This window comes from Levilactobacillus tangyuanensis (genome assembly GCF_003946545.1).
Taxonomy (GTDB): Bacteria; Bacillota; Bacilli; order Lactobacillales; family Lactobacillaceae; genus Levilactobacillus; species Levilactobacillus tangyuanensis.
Window position 1 is genome coordinate 1 of record NZ_RHOA01000018.1, and the last position, 23,344, is coordinate 23,344.

Annotated in this window: 23 protein-coding genes; 19 read left to right on the forward strand and 4 right to left on the reverse strand. The window is 49.1% G+C overall.

The features are described 5' to 3' along the window. The first annotated feature begins 284 nt into the window (after positions 1-284). Together EKM96_RS09720 and EKM96_RS09725 are read left to right on the forward strand one after the other, a co-directional pair. Positions 285-2,156 carry a DUF5776 domain-containing protein gene (locus tag EKM96_RS09720; RefSeq protein WP_164511023.1) on the forward strand — a complete coding sequence of 624 codons (1,872 nt, stop codon included), beginning with the start codon at positions 285-287 and terminating at the stop codon, positions 2,154-2,156. Positions 2,157-2,439: 283 nt separating this feature from the next. Then, a complete protein-coding gene (locus tag EKM96_RS09725; RefSeq protein ID WP_125643116.1) occupies positions 2,440-4,278 on the forward strand; it encodes a DUF5776 domain-containing protein in 1,839 nt (612 codons plus the stop codon). A gap of 176 nt (positions 4,279-4,454) precedes the next feature. Here the strand turns inward: EKM96_RS09725 and EKM96_RS09730 are convergent, their stop codons facing one another. Both EKM96_RS09730 and EKM96_RS09735 read right to left on the reverse strand, forming a co-directional pair. Next, positions 4,455-5,195 carry an amino acid ABC transporter ATP-binding protein gene (locus EKM96_RS09730; RefSeq protein ID WP_125643119.1) on the reverse strand — a complete coding sequence of 247 codons (741 nt, stop codon included), beginning with the start codon at positions 5,193-5,195 and terminating at the stop codon, positions 4,455-4,457. After that, the gene (locus EKM96_RS09735; RefSeq protein ID WP_125643122.1) at positions 5,188-6,666 is read right to left on the reverse strand and encodes an ABC transporter substrate-binding protein/permease; all 1,479 of its coding nucleotides are present in this window, start codon (positions 6,664-6,666) and stop codon (positions 5,188-5,190) included. Before EKM96_RS09735 ends, EKM96_RS09730 begins: the two co-directional genes overlap by 8 nt. Before the next feature lie 274 nt (positions 6,667-6,940). Here EKM96_RS09735 and EKM96_RS09740 point away from each other — a divergent pair, with 274 nt between their 5' ends. The 15 genes from EKM96_RS09740 (at position 6,941) to EKM96_RS09815 (ending at position 20,511) form a co-directional block, all read left to right on the forward strand. Continuing rightward, on the forward strand, positions 6,941-7,678 hold the full coding sequence (locus tag EKM96_RS09740; protein ID WP_061776746.1) for a YebC/PmpR family DNA-binding transcriptional regulator: 738 nt from the start codon (positions 6,941-6,943) through the stop codon (positions 7,676-7,678). A 90-nt stretch (positions 7,679-7,768) separates the two neighbouring features. Beyond that, positions 7,769-8,743, forward strand: coding sequence for a competence type IV pilus ATPase ComGA (comGA, locus tag EKM96_RS09745; RefSeq protein ID WP_382336257.1), 975 nt, complete (start codon positions 7,769-7,771; stop codon positions 8,741-8,743). Positions 8,744-8,780: 37 nt separating this feature from the next. Continuing rightward, positions 8,781-9,731, forward strand: coding sequence for a type II secretion system F family protein (locus EKM96_RS09750; protein WP_225417759.1), 951 nt, complete (start codon positions 8,781-8,783; stop codon positions 9,729-9,731). Further along, complete coding sequence (gene comGC / locus EKM96_RS09755) at positions 9,724-10,029, forward strand: competence type IV pilus major pilin ComGC (RefSeq protein ID WP_191987359.1); 306 nt, start codon at positions 9,724-9,726, stop codon at positions 10,027-10,029. The genes EKM96_RS09750 and comGC overlap by 8 nt, the downstream gene beginning before the upstream one ends. Next, positions 10,013-10,441, forward strand: a complete 429-nt coding sequence (locus tag EKM96_RS09760) for a type II secretion system protein (protein ID WP_125643128.1) — start codon at positions 10,013-10,015, stop codon at positions 10,439-10,441. The genes comGC and EKM96_RS09760 overlap by 17 nt, the downstream gene beginning before the upstream one ends. Positions 10,442-10,624: 183 nt before the next feature. Beyond that, the gene (locus EKM96_RS09770; RefSeq protein ID WP_125643134.1) at positions 10,625-11,074 is read left to right on the forward strand and encodes a prepilin-type N-terminal cleavage/methylation domain-containing protein; all 450 of its coding nucleotides are present in this window, start codon (positions 10,625-10,627) and stop codon (positions 11,072-11,074) included. Between the two features lie 277 nt (positions 11,075-11,351). Next, positions 11,352-12,371: a class I SAM-dependent methyltransferase gene (locus tag EKM96_RS09775; protein WP_125643137.1), complete on the forward strand. Its 1,020-nt coding sequence runs from the start codon at positions 11,352-11,354 to the stop codon at positions 12,369-12,371. A 14-nt stretch (positions 12,372-12,385) separates the two neighbouring features. Continuing rightward, the gene (locus EKM96_RS09780) at positions 12,386-13,576 is read left to right on the forward strand and encodes an acetate/propionate family kinase (protein WP_125643140.1); all 1,191 of its coding nucleotides are present in this window, start codon (positions 12,386-12,388) and stop codon (positions 13,574-13,576) included. A gap of 259 nt (positions 13,577-13,835) precedes the next feature. Continuing rightward, positions 13,836-15,245 carry an amino acid permease gene (locus EKM96_RS09785; RefSeq protein ID WP_125643143.1) on the forward strand — a complete coding sequence of 470 codons (1,410 nt, stop codon included), beginning with the start codon at positions 13,836-13,838 and terminating at the stop codon, positions 15,243-15,245. Between the two features lie 112 nt (positions 15,246-15,357). Next, a complete protein-coding gene (locus EKM96_RS09790) occupies positions 15,358-16,206 on the forward strand; it encodes an aldo/keto reductase (RefSeq protein WP_125643147.1) in 849 nt (282 codons plus the stop codon). Between the two features lie 11 nt (positions 16,207-16,217). Beyond that, positions 16,218-16,826: a metallophosphoesterase gene (locus EKM96_RS09795; protein WP_125643150.1), complete on the forward strand. Its 609-nt coding sequence runs from the start codon at positions 16,218-16,220 to the stop codon at positions 16,824-16,826. A gap of 56 nt (positions 16,827-16,882) precedes the next feature. After that, a complete protein-coding gene (locus EKM96_RS09800; protein WP_125643153.1) occupies positions 16,883-18,298 on the forward strand; it encodes a bifunctional metallophosphatase/5'-nucleotidase in 1,416 nt (471 codons plus the stop codon). Beyond that, complete coding sequence (locus EKM96_RS09805) at positions 18,282-19,082, forward strand: YutD family protein (RefSeq protein WP_125643156.1); 801 nt, start codon at positions 18,282-18,284, stop codon at positions 19,080-19,082. Before EKM96_RS09800 ends, EKM96_RS09805 begins: the two co-directional genes overlap by 17 nt. Before the next feature lie 12 nt (positions 19,083-19,094). Further along, the gene (locus tag EKM96_RS09810) at positions 19,095-19,889 is read left to right on the forward strand and encodes a TIGR01457 family HAD-type hydrolase (protein WP_125643159.1); all 795 of its coding nucleotides are present in this window, start codon (positions 19,095-19,097) and stop codon (positions 19,887-19,889) included. Further along, positions 19,882-20,511, forward strand: coding sequence for a TIGR01906 family membrane protein (locus EKM96_RS09815; RefSeq protein WP_125643162.1), 630 nt, complete (start codon positions 19,882-19,884; stop codon positions 20,509-20,511). The genes EKM96_RS09810 and EKM96_RS09815 overlap by 8 nt, the downstream gene beginning before the upstream one ends. Before the next feature lie 36 nt (positions 20,512-20,547). On the opposite strand, the gene EKM96_RS09820 is transcribed toward EKM96_RS09815, so the two are convergent. Together EKM96_RS09820 and EKM96_RS09825 are read right to left on the reverse strand one after the other, a co-directional pair. Next, positions 20,548-21,219, reverse strand: a complete 672-nt coding sequence (locus tag EKM96_RS09820; RefSeq protein ID WP_125643165.1) for a VTT domain-containing protein — start codon at positions 21,217-21,219, stop codon at positions 20,548-20,550. Positions 21,220-21,320: 101 nt separating this feature from the next. After that, entirely contained in the window at positions 21,321-21,830 is a 510-nt protein-coding gene (locus tag EKM96_RS09825) for a phosphatidylglycerophosphatase A family protein (RefSeq protein WP_125643168.1), read from the reverse strand. 122 nt (positions 21,831-21,952) lie between these two features. Here EKM96_RS09825 and EKM96_RS09830 point away from each other — a divergent pair, with 122 nt between their 5' ends. Together EKM96_RS09830 and EKM96_RS09835 are read left to right on the forward strand one after the other, a co-directional pair. Beyond that, the gene (locus tag EKM96_RS09830; protein ID WP_125643171.1) at positions 21,953-22,540 is read left to right on the forward strand and encodes a peptidylprolyl isomerase; all 588 of its coding nucleotides are present in this window, start codon (positions 21,953-21,955) and stop codon (positions 22,538-22,540) included. 27 nt (positions 22,541-22,567) lie between these two features. Beyond that, positions 22,568-22,957: a CvfD/Ygs/GSP13 family RNA-binding post-transcriptional regulator gene (locus EKM96_RS09835; RefSeq protein ID WP_125643174.1), complete on the forward strand. Its 390-nt coding sequence runs from the start codon at positions 22,568-22,570 to the stop codon at positions 22,955-22,957. The last annotated feature ends 387 nt before the right edge of the window (positions 22,958-23,344 follow it).

Consider the following 23,344-nt stretch of genomic DNA (forward strand, 5'->3'; position numbering starts at 1 on the left):
ATTGGCGAACACCGATTGAGATCTTTTTGCGTGATCTGCGTTACTAAATTTGTTCAAGTTATTTCTTGCAATCTGCCATAATAAAATAATGCGAGCCGAAAGCTTCACACATATATCCAGCTTGCATGTAATGTGCAAAGGCTTATTTGCTGAGTAAATGCGTGATCAATTTCTCATTAAAGGTCCTAAAAGACTGATATTGCTTGATTTGTCCTATGATTCCACCGCGAGATATGCTATAGTAGCATTAAATGAGGAAGCCAAAAGTAAATGGGGTGTTTGAAATGAATAAAACTTTACAGAGAGTGACAGTTTCCGGGTTAACGTTACTATTACTAGGTGGTATCGTAACCCCAAGTGTTGCCAGTGCTGATACGACTAGCTCAGCCACTGTTGCGACAACCAAAACGACTAGTACTGATAATGAAACGTTCAAGATTGGCCAATTTGAATTACCATATACGACAGTGATTACCAATGACGGCAGTCAGCAGTATCCTTGGTTTTCAAAGCTCCCACAGACGGTTAAAACCAGCCAGCTCCTGGATACAGACTATCAGAATGAAATGTTTGCTTCATATCCGGAAGATAACAGTGATGTCTATAGGACAAATGCGTTTACCAGACGGAAATTGAAAGACATTTTGAATAGTTTAAGTGGACTATCCGATAAAAGTTATAGCGGTGGTGAAGGGCTTATAGATCAAGGCTACGATCAGCTGCCGGAAGAGGGACAGGCAAGCTTTAGCAGGTCAGATTATGCCTTATACACTGCTTCAGCGAACGTGATACTCGGGTTTAATCTCAAATGGTTCACCAAATACCAAGACGGTGAAGCGACGCAACAAGAGGTATTCGATGCGTTTGAGAACGAGGTTAAGCCGCTCTTTAGTGGTACGAATGACATGGTTCAAACTGAGGTTATTAAGATTAACGAGAACCTATACGATCCAGCAAAAACTGATGGAGTAACGTTTAAGAACGATGTAAAGGCTATGCTGCCTACCGCTAAGACCCAGGCCGGTTTAAATAATGTGTCTAATGACCAGCTTAAACAAATCAATATACCGGGAACTTTGAAGGCATCATTGAAAGCACAAAATCAACCGGTTATGACCTATATGAAGACACTGAGCGATGGTACTGTTCAGGCGGATGGTGTCTTTAGCGGTGGCATAACAATTCTTAAAATTGGTCCGGATGCTGAGACCACTGATCCAACACCTACACCAGCCACTAGCCAACCCGTTACCGTTCATTACGTCGACAACGATGGCAATACGATTGCCGCTGACAAGACGCTGACCGGTAAGTTGGGCGATGACTACAAGGCCGATGCGGCAGACGTCGATGGTTACAAGTTAACCAAGACGCCGGACAACGCGACTGGGAAGTTTACCAGTTCGAAGCAGTCCGTGACCTTTACCTACACCCCACAAATCCAAACGGGTTCTGCGGGGGCCACGATTGCCCCTAAGGGCAGCGTCGTTTACGCCACAAAGACGATCGGTCTCTACAAGAAGGCCGACTTTACTAAGAAGACGCGTAAGCAGTTGTACCACCAGAAGGCCCGGACTAACCGGCCAATGTTTGTGGTCACCGGTTATGCCTCTGCCAAGAACGGCGCGGGTCGTTACAAGGTTAAGGACGTCAACCACCACAGCAAGACTGCGGGGAAGACGGGCTATGTAACTGCCAATGCCAACTACACGGTGCCGGTCTACTACCAAGGCAAGCAAAGCAAGATTACGGTCATCAATCCCAACGGGATTAATGCCTACAGCAAGAAGACCTTGAAGAACAAGAAGGCTCATTACAAGCAGGGGCAAGTCTTGAAGGTTAAGAAGATTGTGTCTAGCCGTCTGACGACCCGGTTCGTCTTGAGCAACGGTCGCTACATTACCGCCAACAAACAACTCGTTCAGGCTGGTAAGAAGACCATGGCTAAGCAAGTACGTATCAAGCGCGGCGTTAATCGCTACCAAACGGCCAATCTAACCAAGCGTAACCGGCATTACTCGGCTGGGACCACGCTCAAGGTTAAGGGTTGGGCTTACTCGAACGCTAACAACTTCAGCAAGGGCGATTCCTTACGTTACAAGGTTAGCGGAGGTTATATTACCGCCAACCAGCACTTTGTACGGACAGTTAAATAATATAAAAAAAGATTCGGCTGCGGTCGGATCTTTTTTTTATTTTGGTGGTTCGTAAATAGTAATTAAAATGATTAGTGGTGGCTCATTGTTGTAGTCGTTAATCACTTGATTACCACGGTTTAGTGACTCTGTCCGGGTAAATGTTAGCTGAATTAACGATGGGCTTTGCCTCCTTCAAGTGCTCTATACCGGCCTTTATATCAAAATCTAGATACCAAATATCAACCATTGTATGATATACTGCTACTAGATAAGGATGATAAAAGTAAACGGGGTGAGCTAAATGAACCACACAGTTAAAAGACTGACAATTTCAGGCATGACGCTGTTGTTGTTAGGCGGGCTCGTTAGCCCAGTCGTTGCCAATGCCGATACGACTAGCTCGGCAGTGTCCACGACTCAAGGGAAGACGGCCCAGTCGGAACAAACGTATTCGATCAAGGCGGTAGAGATGCCGTACACGTTGATGAGTGGCAAGGATGGCGATGTGAAGGTCTACTGGTTCCCTAAGTGGCCAGATACCCTGACGGCCGCTCAGGTCAAGGAAGCGGGCTATTTACAGAGCCTGGCCGATATGTACCCAAGTGTTGCTGGAGCGCAGGATGCTTTGGACGACTATGCTCAAATGATGATTGATGTATCCATTAAGCCGGGAGAAACGTTTGCTGAATACGAATATCGGCAAATGCAAGAGAGTGGCGAACTCGACGCCGGCGAGACCATCGAGGGTTATCTGCAGGCCCAGGAGTCCAATGCGTACAGTCAGGCCTGGTTAATTAGCGAAATCGGTAAATATCTGGCAGGATCCATTTCCCGTGATGAGTTGAAGGCAAGCTACGAAAAGAACCTACGGTCGCGCATGCTACTCGTGCAGGATGGTGAGGATCAGGTGGCCCAAATGGACCAAATTTTCACTATGAATGACGACAACTTCAAGGCGACGATGACGGCTTTCCAGCAAGGTATCGTTAGTGGTGGTTTTCTCAATGATTATCCTAAAGACAAACTACTTGAGATCGATCCAGATGCGACGGCACAGAAGGTTCGGCAACGATTGAATCAACCAATGTCGGATTACCTGACGCTTCAGCCCGATGGTTCTTACCGGGTGGATGGGGCGTTCCTGACCGGCTTCAAGACGTTTAGCTCTTGGTTTGAAGCCGTGGTGACACCACCGGACACCGAGAAGCCAACACCGGCTGTCAGTCAACCGGTCACGGTTCATTACGTGGACGCTAAAGGCAAGCAACTGGCCGCCGACAAGACCCTCACCGGTAAGCTAGGGGCCGACTATCAGGCGACCGCAGCAACAATTGATGGCTACAAGCTGACTAAGACACCAGCCAACGCCAAGGGGCAGTTTACCAGTGCTAAACAAACCGTGACCTACGTCTATGAACCCGATGTCAAGAGTGGGTCCGCCGGTGCGACGGTCGCCCCCAAGGGAACCGTGATCTACGCAACCAAGAAGATTGGCCTCTATAAGCAGGCCACATTTACCAAAAAGGCTCGGACGCAGTGGTACCAAAAGAAGTCGCGGATTAACCGGCCAATGTTTGTGGTTACCGGGTATGCAACCTCTAAGCATGGTGCCGACCGTTACAAGGTTAAGGACGTCAATCATCATAGTAAAACGGCCGGGAAGACTGGTTATGTGACGGCCAATGCGGCTTACACGGCACCGGTCTACTATGGGGCTAAGCACAGCCAGGTCACGGTGATTAATCCGAAGGGTATCAATGCTTACAGTAAGAAATCCCTTAAAGGGAAAGCAACCCATTACAAGCAGGGCCAGGTCTTAAAGGTTAAGAAGATTGTTTCGCATAATTTAACCACGCGCTATGTCCTAAGCAGTGGGCGGTATATCACCGCCAACAAGCAGTTGGTCAAGGCTGGTAAGCAGAAACAAGTGAAATCAATCCGGGTTCAACGCGGGATTAACCGTTACGGCACCGGCAATTTGACCAAGAAAAACGGTCATTATCGGCGGGGCCAGGTCTTGAAGGTGTCCGGTTGGATCTATTCCAATGCTGACAACTTTGGCAAGGGTGATACCTTACGTTATAAGGTTAAGGGTGGTTATGTGACCGCCAACAGTCGTTACGTGACCGTTATTCGGTAAACAAGTGAATGAGGCCAAAACGGTCGCTGGGCGACAACCTTTCAGAGGTTGTCGCCCATTTTTTTGTTTGATCCGAAGAGACAATCAGCGATAAGGTGGGGATTCTCGCCGACACAAAAAAGCTCAACCAAGCCGACGGCGTCGACGTGATTGGGCTTTGAGAGAGTGTGATTGTCTTACATCAAAATCTTTGAGAGGAAGTCCTTAGCCCGATCCGTTTGGGGATTGCTGAAGAACTCTTCAGGCGTGTTGTTTTCTTGAATGTAACCATCGGCCATGAACCAAACCTTATCGGCCACGGACTTGGCAAAGCCCATTTCGTGGGTGACGACGACCATCGTCATGCCTTGATTGGCAAGCTCTTGCATAACGCTGAGAACTTCACCGACCATCTCGGGGTCAAGGGCAGAGGTTGGTTCATCAAACAGCATGACTTTAGGGTTCATTGCCAAGGCCCGGGCGATGGCGACCCGTTGGGCTTGACCACCCGAGAGGCTACTTGGGAAGGCATCCGCATGGTCATCCAGGTTAACTTGGGTCAACAGTTCGTGGGCTAACTTAGTCGCGGCCGCGTCATCCAGGTGTTTAACCTTCATGGGGGCTAACTTGATGTTTTCCAGGACCGTCATGTTCGGGAAGAGGTTGAAGCCTTGGAAGACCATCCCCATTTCTTCCCGTAATTCGTTGACCTTCTTGGTATCCAGGGTCGTTAGGTTCTGACCGTCGAAGTCGACTTCACCACTGGTAGGCGTTTCAAGGAGGTTTAAGCACCGTAAGAAGGTACTCTTACCACCACCGGAAGGACCAATGACGACGATGACTTGACCGGGGTTAACTTGTTCCGTGATGTCCTTCAAGACATCGTTCTTGCCAAAGCTCTTGGCGAGGTTCTTAACCTCAATAATCGGTTTAGTCATGTTGCATTCTCCTTTCGAAGTAATTTAGAATCCGTGAGGCCGTAAAGGTCAAGATGAAGTATAAGACCATGATGACGGCGATAGGGGCCACCCCACGGTAGGTGTCGGACCGAACAATGTTGCTTTGGAAGATCAGTTCGGAAACCCCGATGATGGAAACAATGGAACTATCCTTAATTAAAGTAATAAATTCGTTGCCTAATGAAGGCCAGATGTTCTTCAATGCCTGTGGCAAGACCACGTAACGCATTGTGGCACCACCGGACATGCCTAGGCTCCGGGCAGCTTCCGTTTGACCGGAATCAACGGAGTTAATCCCACCCCGAATGTATTCGGCCACGTAGGCCCCAGAGTTCAACGAAATGGCGATAATCCCAGAGGTGAGGGCCGGCAGGTTAACGATGAGTCCTAAGCCAAAGTAGACGAACATGACTTGGACCATCATTGGCGTGCCCCGAATGAACTCGACGTAGGCCGTTGCTAACCACCGTAGGCCCGTCCGTAAGACGCCGCCGCCACCCATCCGGGCGAGGGCGAGGATGACACCTAGGATAAACCCGAAGAAGACGGAGCAGACCGTGATGATTAAGGTGTACTTAATCCCAGTCAGGAAGGCCTTCCAGTAGTGCCACATGCTCGTGTTAACGGTGTTGGTCTTTAAGTATTTCCCGGCTTCAGGCAGGTAGGTCTTATTGACCAGGTTTTGCTTCTTGATTTGGTCGACGGACTTGTTGGCCTTGGTGACCAGCGCCGTTGAGCCCTTAGCGAAGGCGACGGAGGCACTGGTGTCGGAGGCACTTAAGTCGAAATTACTTGGAATAGCGGCCAGTTCCTTGTTATTGGCCACGTAAGCTTGTGCGGAAGGCTTTTCCATCGCAACTCCTTGAATCTTATGACTCTGCAAGGCCAGGATGAGGTCGGAAACGGACGTCATACCCTTGACCGTGGTGCCACTGGTCTGCTTCTTGGATTCGTTGTACATGGTTGAACCGGTTTGCGCACCAATGGTCTTACCAACGAATGAATCCTTATCCTTATAAATACCCTTGTCGTTCTTGTTGATGACGATGCTGTACCCACCTTGGTAGTAGGTATGGGAGAAGTCAACACTCTTCTTCCGAGCGGGGGTTGGGTTCATCCCTGAGATGACCATGTCAACCTTACCCGTTTGTAGGGCAACTAATAAGGAATCAAATGACATGGACTTAACCACGAGCTTGACGCCTAGGTCCTTGGCAATCTTCTTACCAACGGCAACGTCCATCCCAACCACTTGGCTCTTGCCATGGACGGTTGCCTGGAATTCATAAGGTGGGTAGTCCGGGGAAGTCCCCATGACTAACGTGCCCTTCTTCTCAACCTTCGTCAGTGAGTTGTCCGTTGCGGCGTGGGCAGTGGTACTGGTGACGGCCGTCATGCCGGTAACGAGTGACAACAACAAAGCGAAGAATAAAATCACTCTCTTTTTCATATAATGGCTCCTCTACTTTAATTGATGTTTCCAGTATAACGATGATTGTTTATTTATGCAAGATTTAATTTTTAAATTCGACTTTTATGCATAAATTATACGGATATTCGGTGGCATAACCTTATAATTGGGCGTGGGTCGACTGAATTATATACATTTTTATGAAAAAGGTGAATTGCGCACTATCTGATTGATAGAATGCTCACTAAGTGCTAATATATACGGTGTCTGTTTTATACGGATATCTATAAAATTTTAGAAAAGAGGAGTTACGATGTCAGGACATTCTAAATGGCATAACATCCAGGGCCGGAAAAATGCTCAGGATGCAAAACGTGGAAAAATTTTCCAAAAAATCTCACGTGATTTGTACCAAGCTGCAAAAGCAGGTGGTCCTGATCCCGACGGTAACCCTCAACTTCGTTTGGAAATGGACAAGGCGCGGGCAGCTAACATGCCTAAGGACAACATCAAGCGGGCTTTAGATAAGGCCTCTGGTCTTGGTGGCGCCAAGTTCGAAGAAATCACCTACGAAGGCTACGGTCCTGCCGGGACAGCGATCATGGTTGCTGCCTTAACGGATAACAAGAACCGGACGGCTGCCGCTGTTCGTTCTGCCTTCACGCACCACGGTGGCGCTCTTGGTGCAGCAGGTTCCGTCTCATACATGTTTGATCGTAAGGGCTTCATTGTTATCTTACGTGATGGCTTAGACACGGATGAAGATACGATGTTGATGGATGCATTAGACGCCGGGGCGGACGACATGGAAACCACGGATGACGAATTCAAAATCTACACGGACCCTTCAAGTGAAGTGGCCGTGCGTGATGCATTACAAGATAAGGGCTACTCATTGGACACTGCCGAAGTTCGGATGTTCCCTCAAAACACAACCGAAGTACCTGAAAACAAAGCACCACAATACCAAGGTTTGATTGAAGAACTTGAAAACAACGACGATGTTTCTGATATTTACGAAGCAGCTGTCTTACCTGATAGTGTTGAATAGTAATTTGTAAAAAGGAAAACCTGCGGGTTTTCCTTTTTTTTTACAAAAAAATGGCCGGCGATGACGGAGTTAGCTCTAACGACAGGGGGGATGGACGTGGTTGAGGTGCTAGTGAGGGAGTTGTTTGAAGCGGCGATTCGGCAGCATGTCAGTGACATCTATATTGGTCGGCACGGCGACATGGTCTGGATTCAACTGCGCCAGGTCAACACCGTGTCGTTGTGGCGGGAGATTTCGCCGACGATCGGTGAGCAAGTCCTAACCTATCTAAAGTTTCAGGCGAATATGGCAGTTAGCGAACGGCGACGGCCTCAAGTCGGCGCCTTAGATTGGCAGATGGGAAGCCAAACAGTCGAATGTCGCTTGTCGGCCGTGGGGGATTACGCCGGTTCGGAAACCTTGGTGATTCGATTAATCTTTGATCGAACGACAACGGTCAGTCATTACCTGCGGCCTGAGCAGTCCGCCGAATTGAAACGCTTAGTTCAACGCCGGGGGTTGTTTTTGTTTGCTGGGCCTACGGGGTCTGGTAAAACCACGACGATGTACCGTTTGGCTCGGCAACTGAATGTGGCCGCCGTCGTGTTATCGATCGAGGATCCGGTTGAAATCAGAGAGGACCTTTTCACGCAGCTACAAGTTAATCCGGCCGCGGGAATGACCTATTCGGCCCTAATCAAGGTCGCCCTCCGGCAGCGACCGGATGTCCTGATCTTGGGGGAGATTCGTGATGCAGAGACCGCCAGCGCAGCGATTAATGCCGCATTGAGTGGTCATCTGGTCTTGAGTACTGTTCATGCCCGCAGCGCTGGTGGCACGATCGCTCGATTATTGGCATTGGGCGTGACCGGCGAACAACTTCAACAGGTTCTAACGGCCGCGTGTTATCAGCGGCTGATTCCCATGGTCAATGATGAGATTGGTGTTTTAATGGATATTTTGAGTGAGCAACAATTGTTTGCGGGAACAACGGTCATGACGGAAGGATGGCGACAGGCCCTTGGAAGAGCAGAGAAGGTTGGGCAAATCTCGGCGGAAACGACCAAAAAGTTTTGGCACGGCTAGATGGACAATAGCGCAGCAGGCCTACTTTTGTCGATTGTTGGGAGAACAGCTGCAGAGTGGCTTTTCCCTACGGCAGGCTTTGCAGTTTATGCAACTGACTAACGAGCAGTCATTATCTGGTCTAGCAGAGCTTGAACGGTCATTACTGGCTGGGATACCCTTGGTGACGGGATTAAGGCCCTATCTGCGACCAAATATCTATTTTCAACTCGTCCTGGCCACGACCTATGGCAATTTCAGTGAGGCACTCATCCAGGCGGCCGAAGTCTTAAGGATGGTTGCGGGACAACGGCAACGGCTTCGTCAATTGTTGACGTATCCAGTGATGCTTTTAGTGTTCATGGGTGGGCTATTCCTGACGCTTCAGATTGGTATCTTGCCCCAGCTTCAAGTCGGAATAGTGGGTGGAAAGTCTTCGACCCCGACTAATTGGTATCTGTGGCTGGGAATCATCGGGGGAGCTTTGATTGGAGGGTGGCTAGTCGGTCAGTACTGGCGAAGCCAAACGACTCTTCAGCGGCTTAATTGGCTAATTAGGTGGCCCTTTTTGGGCGGGGTGGTTAGAACGTATTATGCGTACTATCTCACGGCAAATCTTGCGCAATTGGTCGCCAGTGGTCTGAGTATTAAGCAAATGCTAAGCAGCCTAAAAACACTGCCGGAACAATCCGTTCTCGCCCAGTTGGCCGAACAATTAACCAGTGATCTGAATCAGGGGTTTTCGCCGACGTCATGGATTGACCGGCGGCACTGCGTACCCAGACAATTGTTGGTCTTTTTAACCAAGGGAAATTCGGTCGCTCAGCTAGAAAGGGAACTCGTGACGTTTAGTCGCTTGCAATATCAAACGTTGACGCGGGAATGTGAACGAGTATTGGGCGTGGTCCAACCGATTTTGTTAGGCTTAGTGGCATTGCTCATTGTCGGGGCCTATTTAAGCCTGTTATTGCCGATGTACCAGAATCTTCAGGAGGGTTATCGTGGCTAAGCGACAGGGATTTACGTTAATTGAAATGACGATTGTCTTATTTATTATTTCCTTATTAGTGCTGATCGTCTTGCCGAATTTGAATGGTCAGCGAAAACGGGCCCAAGAAATTCACCGCCACGCCATGGTAACCGTTGTTCAGGGACAGGTCACGGCGTATCTGGATGAGTACCCCCATGGTCATCCGGATCTCAGTAGCTTGCAAAAGACGGGTTATCTCTCCGAACAGCAGGTGAAGCAGGCACAGCAGGAAGGGATTACCATTCAAGGTGACCGGGCACATGATCAGGAAAAATAACCGGGGATTTACCCTGATTGAGACCACACTTGTCTTAATCATCACGATTAGTCTTTTAAGAATGACGGTTGTCTGGGGACCTAGGCAGCCACAAGTCGCGGAACGCGCCTTCTGGCCAGCCTGGCAACGGTTGTGGACCAGTGGTTGTGAACGTGCCCTTGCCAAGGGTGAGCCGTTACAAGTGCGCATTGACTCAGTCCATCGGCGGATTGTGTTGGAGACCAGGGAGGGGCAAGGCCTCGAACGGTTAAGTATTCCTGAAACATTGAAACTAAGTCATGGACGTCCGCTACTGGTTATTTATCCATCCGGAGGCGGGCAGAGTCAGACCCTGTGGTGGGTGAGTTCGGCCAGTGGCCATCGGTGGAAGCAATCGTTTCAATTAGGGGGTGGACTCTTTTATGTTAGTTAAAAAATGTCACGGCTGGCTGCTACCGGATGCATTGGTGGCACTGAGTCTGGTTAGTCTGAGTCTATTCACGACGGCGGAGTTAGTCCGAACGGCGCAACGCAATGAGCAGTTTCGAATAGAACAAGTTCACCGAGCCCGAAGGCGCCACGATCAGGCACTTCTGGCCTGGGCCGCGAGGCAATCGTGACTATTAGGCGCGGCTTCACCTTAGTTGAGAGTTTGTTGGCACTGGCAATTACGGCGGGAATCGTTGTTCTGACGATGGGAACGGGCCGGCAGTTAACGCAACCGTTTCAACACGATCGATTGGCTTGGTATCAAGTTGTGCAGGTGCTTGAACGATCGGGCCAGTTTCGGTTTGCCGCCGTAGAAGGGGATAGCCTGGTCATTCGTGATCAGGCTCAACATGGGGACTGTCTGCGAGTCGCGGTCGATTCCAAGTTAGTCTTACGGCTGACCAATGCTCAGGGACAGGGTTATTATCCGTTGTTAAACCATGTGGTCGCTGTTCATTGGCGGCCCATGAAGACGAAGGGACTCGTGGTCATGCGACTGAAGCAGGAGGGCTTGCCATGGGAACAAACAATCTTAGACTTACGAGGCGTCATGGCTTCATCACACTTTGGGCGTTAGTTTTCATGGGGATGATGATGCTCTTCATCAGTTTTATTCTGACTAGTCAGGCGGCTCAAAGGGTGACGAGCCGTGAACTCATTCGGCGGTATGATCAGTCAACGAAGCTGCTCAATCATGAGCATTTAAAACGAGCTCAACCCAGGCAGGATCGTCGTCCCTAACTGAAGACGAATCGGGATTCTCTAGCTGGATTGCTTGAATAACCCGCCAATAATCGGTAGTATAGATAGCGGATACAATCGAATTTGAGGTTTTCTTAAGGAGGCGAAGACACCTGTCACAAGAACAAACAGAAGCGTTCTTTAAGGTGCTCGATGAATCAACCACAACGTTACAGTCTGTCTTACAGACATCCTACCTGGATGCCTTCATAGAGACAGGCGACAATCTCCTGAATGGTCAAGTTCAGGTGGAGGATGGACAACCGGATGAGGCGACAGCGGCTAAGCTGACAAAGCTTTATGCCACTGTCGACTGGCGCGGGCTTGATGCCCCGACCATTCGTCGGTCCGTACAATTAGTCTTGTTAAAGGCTATTCGCGTTGATGAAATTCAAGCGAACCATCAATTAACGCCGGATACCATTGCCTACATCATGGGGTACTTGGTCACCCGCTTAGAGAAGAATAAAAAAGAGCTAACTATCCTAGACCTGACGGTAGGGACAGGGAACTTGTTAACTGCTGTGTTATCACAATTGTCAGAAGTCGTTGCTGGTAAGATAAAGGCCTATGGTGTCGATAATGATGATACGATGTTGGCCTTGGCACAGACCTCTAGTGAACTGCAACAAGTGCCGGTGGAATTAATCCATCAGGATGCCTTGGAACAGTTGCTGGTTCCTGCCAGTGACCTGATCGTGGCGGATTTACCAATTGGGTATTATCCAATTGATGAAAATGCCAAGAACTTTGCGACTAGCGCCAAGGATGGCCATTCCTTTGTCCACCACTTGTTGCTTGAACAGGCTGTCAATCAATTGAAGCCAGGTGGTATTGGGGTATTCTTGGTTCCATCGCAGTTGTTCCAAACCGAGGAAGCCAAGTCATTGCTCAAATGGCTACCAGGACATGCCTACCTACAAGGATTGCTCAACCTACCAAGCGAGATCTTTGCGAACGCTAATGCTCAAAAAGCCATTCTGATTCTTCAGAAACCAGGCGAGCACGCTAAGCAGGTTGAACAGGTTATGTTGGGCGAGTTCCCATCATTTAAGAATCAATCAGCATTCCAAAAATTTGTTGCGGAGATTGTCCAGTGGGAAGAAGCCAACCTACTCGACGATCAAAAGTAAAAGGAGAAAACCACATGGGAAAATCATTAGCAGTTAACGCCGGAAGCTCCACTTTAAAGTTTAAGTTATTCCAAATGCCAGAAGAAAAGGTTTTGGCTGAAGGAGCTGTCGACCGGATCGGTATGGGTCACTCTCAAGTAGAAGTGAAATATGGCGATGGCCAAAAGTATGAAGCAACGGATGAAGTGCCAGATCATGAAAAGGCCATCCAACTCATGCTGGCAGCCTTAACTGATCTGCATATCATTGATGACTTCAATGAAATCACTGGTGTTGGTCACCGAATCGTTGCCGGTGGGCAAGAATTTAAAGACTCGGCCATCATTGATGATGATGTCTTGAAGAAGATTGAAGACCTGGCCGAATATGCACCGTTGCATAATCCGGCCGCTGCCCTAGGTATCCGCGCTTTCAAGAAGATTTTGCCAGGTGTCCTGAGTGTGGCCGTCTTTGATACGTCGTTCCACACAACGATGCCAAAGGTTAACTACATGTACGCGATTCCTTATGAATATTACGAAAAGTTTGGCGCTCGAAAGTATGGGGCCCACGGAACTAGTCATCGCTACGTCGCTAACCGGGCCGCCGAACTGTTGGGCAAACCATTGTCTGAATTGAAGTTGGTTACGCTGCATTTGGGTGCCGGTGCCTCAATTACCGCCATTAAAGATGGTAAGTCTTACGATACTTCAATGGGCTTCACACCATTGGCCGGAATTGAAATGGCAACGCGTTCTGGGGATATTGATGCTTCCTTAGTGGCCTTTTTAATGGAAAAGCTCAATATTACCGACCCAGAAGACATGATTAATATCTTAAATAAGAAGTCTGGTTTGATGGGTGTTTCCGGTGTGTCTGGGGACATGCGGGACTTGGAAAGCGTTCAAGACGAAAATCCACGGGCCAAACTCGCCTTGGATATGTTTGTGAACCGGGTTGTTCGGTACGTTGGGAGCTACCTAGCTGAATTGGGTGGCGCCGATGCGATCGTCTTCACCGCCGGAATTGGCGAAAACGATTCTTGGATTCGTCAACGGGTGGTTGACCGTTTGAGCTACTTTGGCTTAGCCATCGACCCCGACAAGAACAATGTTCGTGGTGTTGAACGTGACTTGAGTACCGATGACGCTAAGATCAAGACATTCTTGATCCCAACGGATGAAGAATTAATGATTGTTCGTGATATTGAACGGCTTCGTAAATAGCGACCGGTAACGGCAGAGACTTGGGGGGATTCCCTCTGGGTCTCTGCCGTTTTTTGCTAGATGGCCTTGATTTTTCATGCTCCCCCGCAATGTTTGAGGGGGGTCGTGAAAGGTGAAATATTCTCATCAATCTCATAATCAACGATAAGGATCGCGTCAGGCTAGGGTTTTGGATTAACTTTGTTCGCGATCAAGTCTCATTTGGATTGGTAATGTGGGTAGATGCGTGTATAATATATTTCAACAAGGAGTGATTAAGGTGAAGGAAAATCAATCGAACCAAAATCAGGAGTTCTCGCGAGGACTGAAGAGTCGTCACGTCCAATTGATTGCGCTAGGCGGAACGATTGGTACCGGGCTGTTCTTAGGAGCGGGCCAAACCATCCACCAAGCTGGCCCATCGATTTTAATTGCCTATTTAATCGCCGGGATTGTGTGTTTCTTACTCATGCGGGCGTTAGGAGAATTACTTCTTTCTGACTTAGGGGTTCATTCATATGTGGACTTCATCCGCCAATACCTCGGTGAGACCTGGGGATTTGTGGCCGGTTGGACGTACTGGGGCGCATGGGTCACCATCGCGATGGCTGAAGTTACCGCCGCCGGACAATACATGCAGTTCTGGTTCCCCCATATTCCACAGGGGGTTACGGCGCTCGTTATTCTCGGAATATTGTTAACGATTAATTCAATTACGGTTAGTGCCTTTGGTGAAACGGAATTCTGGTTTGCCATTATCAAAGTGGTGGCAATCATTGCCTTGATTCTTGCCGGCGCCTACATGGTGGCCGTTCATTTCCCAACACCCGCTGGGCACGCGAGTGTGACCAACCTGGTCAGCGACGGATTCTTTGCCAATGGGGCGAAGGGATTCTTCCTGTCCTTCCAAATGGTTATCTTTAGTTTCGTTGGGATCGAAATGGTTGGGATGACCGCTTCTGAAACGGCCGATCCTAAGAAGGTTATTCCTAAGGCCATCAACGAAATTCCAATGCGGGTTATCTTGTTTTACTTGGGGTCATTGTTGACCATCATGTGTATCTACCCTTGGACGGCGGTTTCGCCATCCGAAAGTCCCTTCGTTCAAGTGTTTAAGAACGTGGGGATCACGTCCGCCGCTGCAGTGATTAACTTCGTTGTCTTGACGGCTGCGGCGTCCGCATGTAACAGTGCGCTGTTTACGACTGGTCGGATGATGTTCTCGTTGAATACCGAAGGCAAGTCTAAATTTGCCAAACGGATGGCAACGTTATCTGACAAGCAAGTTCCTGTTCATGGGATTCGGTTCTCGACAGCTATCATTGCGATAGGGGCGTTCATGAATTTCTTCATGCCCGGCCACGTATTCTCATTTGTCTCTAGTGTGGCGACGACGTGTTTCCTATTCATTTGGGGATCAATTGTTTTGGCACACATCAAGTACCGTCGGAAATTACAAGCAACCGGTGAACCGGGTCATGGGTTCACCATGCCTTGGTTCCCTTGGACCGATTACATCATCTTAGCCTTCTTGGGCATGGTTGGTGTCATCCTGGTCTTCAAGACTGATACGTTAATCGCGTTAGGTGGATCGGTTGTTTGGCTTGCGGCGTTGACCATTGGCAAGCGGATTCGCAATCGGCAAGTTGAAGAGGAACAAGAAGAAAAAGCAGAAGATCCACAAGAATAAGTGGTTGATGAGTGAGGGGCGGTCCTGATGGGATCGCTCCTTTTGTTTAGATTGGTGTGGAAATTCAATAGAAGTGCTACCATATAATTACGAGTGAAAGGGGCGCAACGCGATGAAAAAAATAACGCTGGCCGGTCGAACAGTACCGGCGATTGGCATTGGTACCTGGCACATGGGCGACGTCGCCCAGCAACGGGCTGGCGAGATTGCCGCCATCCGCGCCGGCATTGAGGCAGGCGCTCGAGTCATTGACACCGCCGAGATGTACGGATCGGGGCGGTCCGAGAGCCTCGTGGGTGAGGCCTGGCAGCCCTATGATCGGGCGTCATTATTTCTGATATCAAAGGTGCTTCCAGAAAACGCTTCTCGGTTGCGTATGCGCGCAAGCTTGACCGCTAGCCTACAACGGTTGCGCACCGATTATGTCGATCTTTACCTCTATCATTGGCGTGGAAATGTCCCGCTGGCTGAAACGGTCGCAACGTTGCAGAGCCTTCAAGACGAAGGCCTGACCAAGGCCTGGGGCATTTCGAACTTTGATCTGGCCGATCTTCAAGAACTTTGGCAGTTACCGCAGGGGGTCAATGCCGCGGCCAACGAGGATCTCTATCATTTAGGGAGTCGGGGACTGGATTATGCGGTACTTCCTTGGCAGCGCACGCATCAGTTACCCTTAATCGCGTACTCACCCATTGCCCAAGGGGATTCACGCGGGCAACATATTAGTCGTAGCGAAGCCCTTCAAACTGTGGCCCAGCGACATCAGGCTTCAATCTATCAAGTGATGCTGGCGTGGGCGATTCGTGATGGACAGACGCTGGCAATCCCCCAAACGAGTTCAGTGAGTCATATGCAGGCTAACTTGGACGCGACCAACCTGGTGCTAACACCGGCCGATCTGGCCCTACTGGACCAGGACTTTCCTGAACCGCAACATGCGACCCCACTAGATGTTATTTAAGGAGCTTAAAGATGAATTACTTCACTTCAGATACCCATTTTTTTCATAAGGACCTCTTAGGGATGAGCGACTTTGCACCGCGACCATTTGATTCTGTTGAGGAGATGAACCAGCGGATTATCGATAGCTGGAACGCTCGTGTTGAACCGACCGATACGGTCTATCATCTCGGTGATATTGCGCTTTACTTTACCCATCCGGCTAGCAAATCAAATGAGGCCGTTGGCGATGTCCTTTCCCAACTGAATGGTCACTTGGAACTGATTAAGGGCAATCACGACAGTCGGTCCTTGTTTAAGTATTTGGCCGCCAACAATCCCATTGACCATGGCCAGGAAAAGTATGCCTTTCACGACGTGGGGGCATTGATCAAGTATGATCACCGCCAATATTATTTGACGCATTATCCAATGATGATGGGAATCGTCAAGCAAATCATTAACTTACATGGTCATATTCATCATTACGCGGTTCCCGTTAAGGAAAACATCAATGTCGGCGTTGATACGCCGGAACAAAAATATTTGGCTGAAAAGTTACCGTTTGGCACGCCGTTTTCGGCGGCCGAGATCGAACAAATGATTGATGGCAAATTTGCGGAGTTCAAGGACCGGCAATAGGCTTGACCACGCGGCGGGGATGCCGTAGGATTAAAATCATGCTAAGGGAGGGCACCATGGAACGTTTGACCATTTTGCATACGAATGATTTGCATTCACATTTTGAAAATTGGCCACGTATTCGGCGATATCTGACGGCGACGAGACAGTCGGCGTTGGCTAACGGCGAATCGGTGTTCACCTTCGATCTTGGCGACCACGTGGATCGGTCGCAGCCCTTTAGCGAGGCAACGGCGGGACAAGGCAACGTCCAACTGATGAATCAAATTAGTTATGACGGCGTGACCATCGGCAATAATGAGGGGCTGGGTTTCACACGAAGCCAGCTGAATCACCTGTATGATCAGGCAAATTTTCCTGTTATTCTGGGCAATCTATTGACGGCCGACCAGCATCTTCAGCCTGATTGGGCTATTGATCATCGTCTACTGACCACTAGGGATGGGGCAAAGGTTCTGGTCCTGGGGTTAACGGCCCCCTATCAATTAACTTATCCCCTGGCTGGGTGGCAACCGCTTGCGGCACAGGCGGCGTTGCGTCGTCTGCTGGCACGCTACCGGGCACAGGCAGACATCTGTGTCTTGCTCTCGCACCTGGGCCTCGACGTGGACCGTCAGTTGGCAAAGACCTTTCCGGAGTTAGACGTCATCATTGGCAGTCATACCCATCATTTGCTTCGGCATGGTGAACGGGTGAAGCAATGCCTACTGGCGGCCGCTGGCAAGTATGGTCAGTATATTGGCAAAATTAGTCTAACCCTGGATGATCGTCACCGATTGGTCGGACAAGCAGCAGGGGTCGTGGCCACAAGTGAGTTGGCCAGTGTGCCTGCCGATCAGACCGAAATTAATAGCCTGACGGACCGTGGTGAAAAAATCTTAGAAGGTCGTGAGTTTGCTCGGTTGCCACACCGGTTAATTGCTAACCCCAGTGGGCACCCGGAACTGGTACAATTAGGCATGCAGGCTATCGCAGCGGCGGCAGGAACTCAGGCCGCTGTGTTGAATGCGGGACTGTTCTTGCATGACTTGCCGGCGGGGCCGGTTAATGAGGAACAATTATTAACCTTGTTACCACATGGCATGCATGTGATGAGAGTGACGCTTGATGGTGAAAACCTGTGGCGCCTCGTACGGGAGTTTGAGTTGGCCCGACTCTTTCTAAGATTCTTTCCTCAGAAGGGGATGGGATTTCGTGGGAAGATTTTTGGTGAGCTGAATTACTTAGGGATTGCCTACGATGCAGTGACGCAAACGGTCACCTGGCAAGGGGAACCACTGGTGAAAACGCGGAAGTATACGATTGCCGTGGTTGACCATTATCTATTCATTCCCTTTTTCCCAACGATTTCAATTAAGGGCGAAAATGACATATTATATCCAAAACTTTTACGAGAGGTCTTTGAAGGCTATTTAGCCCAACATTACCCCTTGAATACTGGTAACAGAGAGGAAGATGAAAGTGGATCGTAAAGACTTAGAAGCACTGGTTGCCGAACAGAAGGAAACACGCGAACCAGCTGCTGAGATTGTCCGAGTGGATGAAACCCACATCAATATTAACGGCCATCCCTACGAACTTGTGACGAATGTTCGCGACGGTTTCGACTTTGCCGAATTTTCCCAACGATTTAGTACGATTTTGAGTAAATTTGATTACCTGGTCGGTGACTGGGGCTTTGAACAGTTACGACTAAAGGGTTTTTACGCGGAGGACCGCGCCGGGGCCAAGCAAAACCAGATTGATGCCGTGCAGGACTACCTGTATGAATCCTGTAACTTTGGGTGTGCCTACTTTATTTTGCACAACCTAGACGTCAAGACGGCGCCGAAGCCTAAGCGCTCTCGTTCACGACGCCGGAATAGTGGCGGCAATCACGCCACCGAGGCGGGCAACAACTCACAAACGGTGGCAGCGGAAGTGGCGACCCCCGAAAAGTCTGGGCAAGCTGGAAACAAACCGGCTCGTCGGCGGCGTTCGCGGCGACCACGTCATCGCAGTGGGCAGGGTCAATCACAGACCCAAACTCAGAACCAAGCTCAGGGAGCAGCGAAGACGTCTTCCAAGCCACAGAACACGACTAGGCCGCAAAGCAAAAATCCAACTAAGTCGAAAAATAAGAATCAAAGCCACCCCTTTAAGGAAGCTCGTCGTGCAACGACTAAGCCGGAGCCAAAGCCTAGCAAGACCGTGACGGTTGCTACGGGTGGTCAGGGACGGCGGCACTTTACGATTCGCCAAAAACAAGAGAAGTAGGGAGACAGACGCGTGAAAGACTATCAAGCATATCTGATTGATTTGGATGGCACGGTGTATGCCGGGTCTAAACGGTATCCTAAGGCGAAGGCGTTCATTGAACGCTTGCAGGCCAAGGGTACGCCATTTAAGTTTGTGACGAACAATACGACGAAGTTACCCGCGGATGTCGTGGCTAACTTGGCCGACAATCACGATATTCATGTGACGCCTGAGAATGTTTATACGGCGGGTCTCGCAACGGCGGACTACCTAGACAAAATGGCCGGGGCCACCGGCGAGCGAACAGTCTATGTTATTGGTGAAATTGGCCTGCGACAGGCGCTCGCGCAGAAGGGATTCGTGACCGATGAAGAGCATCCACATTACGTGGTGGTTGGTCTGGATAGCGATGTGACCTACGAGAAGTTTGCCAAGGCCATCCTAGCGATTCGTTCGGGGTCAACGTTTATTGGGACTAATTCGGATTCCAATATTCCGAAGTCTCGTGGACTGATGCCAGGAGCGGGTGCGTTGGTTGATCTGGTTCGCTATGCAACACAGACAGACCCCATCTTTGTGGGCAAGCCGGAACCCATCTTGATTGAGAATGTTTTGGCGCAAATGCAGGTCCCAGCCGATCGGGCAATCATGGTTGGTGATAACTATCGAACGGATATCCTGGCCGGAATTCATGCTCATGTTGATACGCTGTTAGTCTATACCGGCGTATCCACTCCGGACCAGATTGCTCAGGTGACGACGCCACCAACCTATGAAATTGACGATCTGGATCATTGGGATTTGGAGGCGGGGCCGATTGAATAGAGCACAACGTTGGGGCGGCCTGACGGGCCTCATTTTGGCCATCGTCACGCTTGCCATTTTCCTAACCATTAATGCCTTTTGGCTGTATCGGTTGGACTTGACTTGGCTAAATGTGCCGCGATCGGTCAATATGTCGGTGGGAATGATTATGCATAATTATCATCAGATGTTGGCCTATCTGGAGTTACCTTGGGTAACCGATCTGAAGATGACCAATTTTCCCACATCGTATACGGGGATGATTCACTTCGCAGATGTGAAGCGGTTATTTCTGGTTAACAACGTGGTCTTACTATTGAGCGTTGGCCCAGCATGGTGGTATCTCCGCCAGGTACGACAGCGTGCCGAGCATTGGCGACTATTGCGGCCCATGCAGGTAGCGGCGGTGGTTCCGGTATTATTGGGGGTCATGATGGCGGTCAATTTCGACCAGTTCTTCATTACCTTTCACAAGGTCCTGTTTCGTAATAATGACTGGTTGTTTGATCCACGACTAGACCCGATTATTACGGTCTTGCCGGATACCTTCTTTCTACACTGCTTTCTGCTGGCCTTTCTCTTATTTGAAATTGGCGTAGGGGGCCTGTATTGGTTCGCCCGTCGGCAGATTAAACGGGTATAAAAAAACCACTCACCGTCATTGGTGAGTGGTTTTTGATTATTCGTCGTCTGGAACCTTAGGCGAAATGGGTGCGGGCTTGCGTAGGCCACGAAGCCAACCCACTACGGCAGGAATCAATGAAATGACGATAATTCCGAGAACGACCGCAGAGAAATGGGCCTTCACGAATGGAATGTTCCCGAAGAAGTAACCCCCACCACAACAGATAAAGACCCAAGTGAGAGCCGCGCTGGCGTTGTACTTGATGAACCGCCGGTAAGGAAATTGCGAACCGGCCGCCGTAAATGGCACGAACGTCCGGATGATTGGCATGAACCGACCTAAGAAGATGGCGAGTGGGCCATGCTTATGGAAGAAGGCCTCCGATTGTGCCAGCTTATCCTTATTAATCAGCCGGCCGAACAGTGAGTGATTGGATAGGGCGGCTCCGGCCCGCTGCCCCAAGTAGAAATTGAGTGAATCCCCGCCGATGGCAGCAACTAGGAACAGGCCACTAAAGAGCCAAATGTTGAGGCCATAGGCAGGATTGGCAGCCAATGCAGCTGCGGCAAACAATAGTGAATCCCCTGGAAGAAACGGCAGAATGACTGCGCCGGTTTCGACAAAGACAATGGCGAATAAGATTAGATAGGTTGAGCCACCGAAGGTATTGACGATACTGACCAAGTGACTGTCGATGTGTAAAACAAAATCGATTAAATATCCCAATTTAGCTACTCCTTAAAACATGATTTGAATAACCCACATTATAGTGGGTTTCGGCGCTAAGTTCAGGGAATCCGAGCAAACTTAATAAAATGATAATGAGGTTATTGGAACGGTGAATCCTCTTCACCTTCGTCGCCATGGGCCAGACGCGCAGCTGCCGCAGCCGCGATGGCGCCGACGAGGTCGTCTAGAAAGGTATGAATGATTCCTGGCTCGTGAGCATTGAGTTTCTTAAGGATGCCGGGTTTCACCCGGTCGATGTAGCCATAGTTAGTGAAACCAATGGACCCATAGATATCGACAATCGATAGGGCCATGGTCTCATCAACACCATAGAGGCCTTCGTCTCGTTCGACAATGGTTTGAAGGGGTTCGAGCAGCTGATTTGCCTCGGCGGCGAGGTCCAATTGAATGCCGGTAATGACGGCGTTTTGTACCTCACGTTTGCTGAGAACCGTATGCACGCTGGATAGGGCGAGTTCCGTGGTGAGATCAGCAATGTAGTCCTTTTGAAGAAATAGCACCAGGTCAGCGATATCTGTCAGCTCAACCCCACGACTATTCAAGAGATCGATGGTTCGTTGACGCAGTGCAGTAGTTGGTTTTGTCATGATTTGGTCACTCCTTAATTTATGGGATTAGTATACCACTGGGGGTCTCGGTTGCATTTTTAGGGCAGGGCGGTGATAATAGATAAACAGAATACTGCTATGAATAGATATGGAGGATAATTATGACAGAGTTTCCACAAATTGATTTGGCTAACGCCCAAGGACCAAAGGTTAAGATTGAAACGTCCATGGGAGTCATTCAACTGCAGCTCTTTCCAGAGCAAGCACCCAAAACGGTTGAAAACTTTGTAACCCATGCAAAGGCTGGTTACTATGATGGATTGACCTTTCATCGGGTAATCCCTAACTTTATGATTCAAGGTGGCGATCCTACTGGAACCGGTATGGGTGGCGAAAGCATCTGGGGTCAACCATTTGAGGATGAATTCTCAAAGGAACTTTATAACTTGCGTGGGGCCTTATCCATGGCCAATGCGGGTCCTAACACTAATGGGAGTCAGTTCTTTATTGTCCAGGACACGGATATGACTGACCAAATGCATGACCAAATGCATGATGCCGGTTTCCCTGATGAAATCGTTGATGCTTATAAGAATGGTGGGACACCTTGGTTAGACTTCCGTCACACCGTATTCGGTCAAGTTATTGACGGCATGGATGTCGTTGATGCGATTGCTAAGGTCAAGACCGATGCTAGTGACCAACCTGCCGAAGCAGTCACGATGGATAAGGTTACAGTAGAAGACTAGAGTCGTTAATCGAAGGAGGTGATATGAATGGACTTTAAGATTGGTCAACGGGTGAGTGGTCAGATCACGGGGATTCAACCCTATGGGGCGTTTGTGAGCCTGGGAGATCACCAACAGGGGCTCATTCATATCTCTGAATGCCACTATGGCTACGTTAAGGATATCCATGATTACTTGAAGGTTAACCAAGAGGTTAATGTCGTGGTGCTGGATATTGATGAATTTACTGGCAAGATCAGTCTTTCTTTAAGGTGCTTGGAACATGTTGAGACAGCCACCGAGTTGAGTGAGCATCAACATCGACACTATTGGACTAATCACCGAATTAAGATTGGGTTCAAACCAATTGCGGATCGGCTACCCAGCTGGAAGCATGAGGCACTACAACGATTAGACAGTGAGAAGGCGTCCTCATAGCGAGGTCGCCTTTTTATTTTTGAAAAAATGCTTGACCGGGTCTAATTATCTTGATAAGATGTTATCTGTTGTCGCGAAATGATTCGGCATGTATAAACATAAAGTTGATGAATAGGAATACAACTTTAAATTAGTGCTTGACGGAGACAAATGCGACTGTTACAATGATTTATGTTGTCAAATAGGAAAAGACAAATAATAACGGCATTAGGCGATTGAATATATATTCAATTTAATAATAAAGTTGTTGACAGGATTTTGACGACATGCTATACTTTAAAAGTTGTCACGGCGAGTAAGCCGTTGGCAAGGTAGACCTTTGAAAACTGAACATTGTTTCGACAAACCAAATATGTGTAGGGCGGTTTGATATTTATATCAAACCCA